Raw genomic sequence first — 6,052 nt, 5'->3', positions numbered from 1 at the left:
AGCTCATCGCCCTCATCCCGGTGGGGCGGTACAGGACGACCTGGCGGGCGATGGTGGAGGCCCCGTACCCGCCCCCGCCGGTGCCTATCTGCGCCTCCAAGAATGTCTAACATAGCCCATTTTGAGCCTCTAAAACGTCCAAATCTAGGACTTCGTTTGGGAGTTTTCTGTTGAGGCGGGAGCGAACGCGTTCCGCGAGTTGGATTTTGGCTTGGGGAGTGACGTAGGGAATGGTTGTCGCCGTCTGGGCTGGCGAGGTGCTGGCTGAGGTGTCCAGGTAGCAGCGGCGCTGGCTGAGATGTTCGGGCCGCAGCGCCGTTGGCTGCTATGCCCGGGTCTCGACGGTGCCGTCTGCAGGACACCCGGACCGTGATGACGCTGGCTGCAGGGCACCCGGACCGTGACGACGCCAGCTGCAGAACACCCGGGCCGCGTTGACGCCGGCCGCCGGATGCCCGGGCCATGACGACGCCGGCCGCTGGATACTTCTAGATGCAAGAGACCGACCTTCTTGCGCGATGCCTGGGCAGCAGGATGCCGTCGATAGTAGAATGCTGCGCATGGAAGACATCATTATTCAGATACTGGACTTGCTCCGAGAGGGCCAGGTCGTGGACGACCAGGTCCTCGTAAAGCTCATCCATGCCGCGGCAAAACGCGCAGGAGGGGATAAGCGGGCGTTTGCCAAGCGGCGATTGCTCCCGTTTTATCAGAGCGTGAAGCGCGACGACCCAAAGCGTTGGGCATCGTGGGACGTGACACCGGAGCTCGAAGGTCGTCTGCTTCATGTGCTGCGCATGAAGCCACGCCGCTCGGCCTCGGGTGTGGCGACCATCACGGTCATCACAAAGCCTTGGCCGTGTGGTGGAACATGCGTGTTTTGCCCCAATGACCTGCGCATGCCCAAAAGCTATCTTGCCGACGAGCCGGCCTGCGCGCGTGCGGAGCAGAGCTGCTTTGACCCGTATCTTCAGGTCTCCGCACGCCTTACGGCACTTTCTCAGATGGGGCACGCGACGGACAAAATCGAGCTCATTGTGCTCGGCGGCACGTGGAGCGACTATCCCGTTGCATACCAAACGTGGTTCATGAAAGAACTGTTCCGCGCGCTCAATGATGACGCGGTGTCGGGTGTTGCTGCAAACCCGTTGCTCAGGGGGTTCCCGGGGGACACGGCGAATGACAGCTCGTCGCTCGATGCCATGCCTGTCGCGGTGCGGGAGCGTCGTGACCAGCTTGCATCTTGTGGGCTTGCCGACCCGAATTGCGCCGAGGGCCGTCCGATGGCCCAGGCAACTCCGGAGCTTGAGGCCGTGCAGGCCGAGGTCGACGCTGGTCATATGACCTACAACGAGGCATTCCACAGGCTCTATGATGCGAGCGATCCATGGCAGCACGTAGCATCGCGGCAGCGCGCTTCGCTTGACGATCTTGAGCGTGAACAGCGCCGCAACGAGACGGCACGTCATCGCGTGGTTGGGCTCGTTATCGAAACGCGGCCCGATGCGATTGCGCCGGAGCGCTTGCGCCTCATTCGCCGTATGGGAGCCACCAAGATCCAGATGGGCGTTCAGTCCACCGATGAATGGATTTTGGCTCGCAACGGGCGGGCTATGGGCACGGAAGCCATCGCACGGGCTTTCTCGCTGCTGCGGTTATTTGGGTTCAAGATTCATGCGCATGCCATGGTCAATCTGCTGGGAGCCACGCCCGATGCGGACAAAGCGGACTATCGGCGACTCATGGAAAGCCCCGCGTACCGGCCTGACGAGGTCAAGCTGTACCCCTGCGCGCTAATCGGTGGAACGGAGCTTTGTCGCTTCTACCACGAGGGGCAGTGGCAGCCCTACTCCGAGGAAGAGCTGCTGGATGTTCTTACAAGCGACGTGCTGGCAACCCCGCCGTTCACGCGCGTTTCGCGCATGATTCGCGACTTCTCGACGCAGGACATCGTGGCGGGCAACAAGAAGCCCAACCTTCGCCAGATGGTCGAGCAGCGGCTTGAGGGGCAGGTCGTGCAGGAGATCCGCATGCGCGAAATCAGTACGAGCGCCGTGGATTTGGCCGACTTGAGGCTTGATGTGGTTGCCTATAAGACTGCGACGACCGAAGAGCGCTTCCTGCAATGGGTGACGCATCAAAACCGTATTGCTGGATTCTTGCGTCTGTCACTACCCCATGCTGATGCGCTTGCCGCTTTGGGAAACGATGCACCGGTAGGCCCCGGCGAGGCCATGATTCGCGAAGTGCATGTGTACGGGATGGCGACTCCTGTGGGTTCCGACGGCCCGGCGGCGCAGCATCACGGGCTGGGCAAGCGTCTGGTGGAGCGTGCGTGCGCGATTGCGTGCGATGCGGGGTATGAATGTATCAACGTGATCAGCGCCGTGGGTACGCGTGAGTACTACCGCAGCCTGGGCTTTGCCGACCATGGTCTTTACCAGCAGAGGAGGCTTTCATGAGCGTGCCCGATGATCGGAATCGTGACGACTGGCATACGTTGGGCGTTGTTGCGATGGTACTCGTTGTCGCCTTTGCGTTTCAGACGGCCCAGCTCGCCGAGCCGGTTGCTGCGTTTTTGGTTATCGTGGCGCTTGTTGCCGTCGTGGTGTTGTGCATTATGCTGCGCTTTGCGCCTCACGTAGTGCGGACGCGCGACGGACGGGCCCTTGTCTATACGCGAAAGGTCGGCGACGATGCCATGCGTGTTCTTCGCACGCGTGGCGTGTACCAGTCGGCAACCTATCTGGACGACCGTCGTTTTGAACCGGTGTTTGCGTATCATCGCGCATTTGACCGCGTTCTAGAGGTCGCCCCCTCGCAGGAGGGGCAGCGTTACGTGCTTGCGCTCGGCGGAGGCGGTTATGCATGGCCCAAGCATGCTCTGACCAGCTTCGCTGACGTTGCGGTCGACGTGGTTGAAATCGATCCGGCTATAACGCGGGCGGCTCGGGCCTGGTTTTTCGTGGATGAGTTGGCCGAGCGTGTGGGTGTTGTCGAAGGCTTCTGCAAGGGAGCAAGCTCCGGCAGGGGTGGCGAGGCGGCCCCGATTCGAGATGCGGCCGCTCCTCGCCTTGGGCTTGTTGCTGCAGATGCGCGCATCGTTTTGGACGACGCCGCGACCCCGTGCTATGACGCCATCGTTAATGATGTGTTTTCTGGCTCAGAGCCCGTGCGCGCCTTGGCCACGGTCGAGGCCATCCGTGCAGCGAAGAACCATCTCGTTGCCGGGGGCGTATATGCGGCAAATGTCGTCTCTCGTTCAGAGGGAACCGATGTGAGCTTCTTGCGCGATGTGGTGGCGACCCTCTCCCAGGTATTTGCCTGCGTGCAGGTGGTCTCCGCTACAGATGATGAGCTTGGCGGGGAGGATAACTTCTTGGTTGTCGCTTCGGACAGAGAGTTGAAGTTCAAGGACGCCATCCCCTTTGACGACGAGTTCTTAGGAGACGTTCTACACGACAGCGACGTGGCATAGGCTGGGAAAGGCGGCGTCAAGCTCAAAGGTGCCGTGCTGCAGGCAGCTGGATGTTCTGTGCTGCCACACCGCGCGCCCGATCGTCGCATGAAGGACGGGCGCGCCTCATGCGACAGGTCAGGTCAAGCGCGACAGATGCCGCGTGCCTTGCCGTGCTGTTTGGCTCATGTCAGGACACCCACGAGCGGACACGTTCCCGCATGCCTTCGATATCGAGTACGCCTTCGGCAAAGCCTTTGCGCACGAGTTCTGCTGGCAGCAACTCGTCGTACTTGTCGAAGTAGGGGACCTCGTTGGGGTAGACGAGCTCGATTGGGTCGAAGTCCGTCAGAGCCTCCTCGGCAAGCACGTCGAAGAACGCATCCTCATCGGCCTTCATTTTGAACTGCAGGAAGTAGGGCCGTGATGCATCGAGTCCCTTGAGCCCAAGCTTTCCGGCGCATTTGATCTTGAGCAGCCGCTCCAGCGCCAAGAAGGCGTAGCTTCCCAGCCAGGGCAGAAGCACCCACGTCTCGCCGCCCAGGTTGATAAGTGGTCGCGTTGCCGCGCCAGATACTTTGGCGGTATGCCTCGCCTGCGCAAGACGGGCGCGAGCGTTAGCAAGTAGGTACGGGTACGTCTCATGCTCGGCCAGAACGCGCTTCATGCGCTCGAGGACGTGCGTGTGTATGTCGCCTGGGCAGTCGCCAAAATAAGCGGGGACCCGTCCCTTGACCTGTGTGGCAAAGACCAGGTGGCGCTTCCAATCGACCTCTTCAACTAGCCAGCAGTGTCCGGCGATGGCGATGCGTTCGCCCGGGGGCGGCGGGTTCACGATGGTTCCCAGCTCGGCCGATTCACTGCGAACGGTGAACTCCTCGTTTTCCTGGAACACGGCATAGAACTTGAACGAGTTGGTGAACCGTTCTCCGGCAAGACCAATGATGAGCCCGCCCGCCTCGGTTCGCTCCAACTGGTCGGTTTCCAACAGATGGCGCAGCAGCACGCGGAAGTCGTCTGCGGTCACGCGGTGGAAGTATGAAAGGGTGAGCACGCGCTGGGCAAGTTCGGCAGGGGAGAGCTCGCCCGTGCTGGCAAGAATCGCCATGGTTTGGTGGTAGAGCAGGCTGTAGGGGAGGCGATCGAGGCACGGCGGCTCGACCCACTTTTCTTCTCGATAGAGCTGGACGAGCGCGATGCCCTGCAGCAGCTTCCATGGAATGGTCTCGGGCATGGTGGTGCGAGGCTCGGGCTGCTCCTCGCGTATGACAAAGTGCATCTCGGGCGGCAGGTCACGACGGCCGGTGCGACCCATCCGCTGGAGGAAGCTCGATACCGTAAACGGCGCATCGATTTGGAAGGCACGCTCCAGCCGCCCGATATCGATCCCCAGCTCAAGAGTCGCGGTGGTAACAGTCGTGTCCAGGCGTTCATCATCCCTCATGACCTCTTCGGCTGACTCGCGTAGCGCCGAGGAGATGTTGCCGTGATGGATAAGGAACCGGTCGGGTTCGTGATTGGCCTCGCAATATGAGCGCAGCATGGTGCAGACGGCCTCGGCCTCTTCGCGCGAATTGGCGAACACCAGGCATTTGTGTCCGCGTGTACGCTCGAAGATGTAGCCGATGCCGGGATCGGCGTCGCGCGGCGCGGCATCGGTGGGGGCGAGAAGCGATTGCTCGGTCACGGGTGGAATGCTGACATCGCCTTCGGCGGCGTGCTGGCCTGAAGAGCCTGTGGCAGAGCCGGCCGGCGCCACCTGCTCCGTTGCCGGTCCAGCGCCGTCGCCAGGAAGACCGGGTGCGTTTACGCGCTCGATTGAGAGAACGTCTGCTTCCTGTGTGCCGTCGGCTCGCTCCATGGCCCGCTCGGTCGCCTGGGGTCCGGTGATGTAGAAGTGCTCCATCGAGATGCGCCAGATGTGGCGAGGCTCTTCAAAGCGGGGAATGATGCATCCGCGACCGGTGCCCGACGCCAGAAACGCCCCCGTGCGTTCGGGGTCGCCGATGGTGGCCGAGAGGCCAATGCGGCGGGGGTTGACGCCCGCCATGCGCGAGAGTCGCTCGATAAGGCAGAGGGTTTGGCCGCCGCGGTCGCCACGCAAGAGCGAGTGAACCTCGTCGATCACCACAAAGCGCAGGTCGCCAAAGAGGCGCGGTATGGCCATGTGCTTGTGCAGCAGAAGCGCCTCGAGCGATTCGGGTGTGATTTGAAGTATGCCCGAGGGATGTTTGAGCAGACGGCGCTTGTGCGACGCCGCAACGTCGCCGTGCCAGTGCCAGACCGGGATCTCCGCCTCTTCACAGAGGTCGTTGAGGCGCATGAACTGGTCATTGATGAGCGCCTTGAGGGGGCCTATATAGAGCGCGCCCACCGAGGCGGGCGGGTTCTCCCAGAAGAGTGTGAGGATGGGGAAGAATGCCGCCTCCGTTTTGCCCGATGCGGTGGATGCCGTGAGCAGCACGTTCTCGTCGGTATTGAATATGGCGTCACCCGCCGCCACCTGGATGGAGCGAAGGCTCTCCCAATCGTGCGCATAGATGAAATCCTGCACGAATGGCGCGTATCGATCGAAGATGCTCATGAGTGCTCCTG

The 6,052-nt window shown here is 61.7% G+C and carries 3 protein-coding genes; 2 read left to right on the top strand and 1 reads right to left on the bottom strand.

Annotation, left to right across the window (positions count from 1 at the left end; all coding sequences use genetic code 11):
- The first annotated feature begins 560 nt into the window (after positions 1-560).
- Together B5F33_RS08485 and B5F33_RS08480 are read left to right on the top strand one after the other, a co-directional pair.
- Entirely contained in the window at positions 561-2,462 is a 1,902-nt protein-coding gene (locus B5F33_RS08485) for a tRNA uridine(34) 5-carboxymethylaminomethyl modification radical SAM/GNAT enzyme Elp3 (RefSeq protein ID WP_087411380.1), read from the top strand.
- A complete protein-coding gene (locus B5F33_RS08480) occupies positions 2,459-3,478 on the top strand; it encodes a fused MFS/spermidine synthase (RefSeq protein WP_087411375.1) in 1,020 nt (339 codons plus the stop codon). The genes B5F33_RS08485 and B5F33_RS08480 overlap by 4 nt, the downstream gene beginning before the upstream one ends.
- A 169-nt stretch (positions 3,479-3,647) precedes the next feature.
- Here the strand turns inward: B5F33_RS08480 and B5F33_RS08475 are convergent, their stop codons facing one another.
- On the bottom strand, positions 3,648-6,041 hold the full coding sequence (locus tag B5F33_RS08475; RefSeq protein ID WP_087411374.1) for a DEAD/DEAH box helicase: 2,394 nt from the start codon (positions 6,039-6,041) through the stop codon (positions 3,648-3,650).
- Positions 6,042-6,052: the final 11 nt, after the last annotated feature.

It is taken from the genome of Collinsella sp. An2 (genome assembly GCF_002160065.1).
Classification (GTDB): domain Bacteria; phylum Actinomycetota; class Coriobacteriia; order Coriobacteriales; family Coriobacteriaceae; genus Limicola.
The sequence above is the reverse complement of the archived record's forward strand: the minus strand, read 5'-3'. Positions and strand labels throughout refer to the sequence as shown.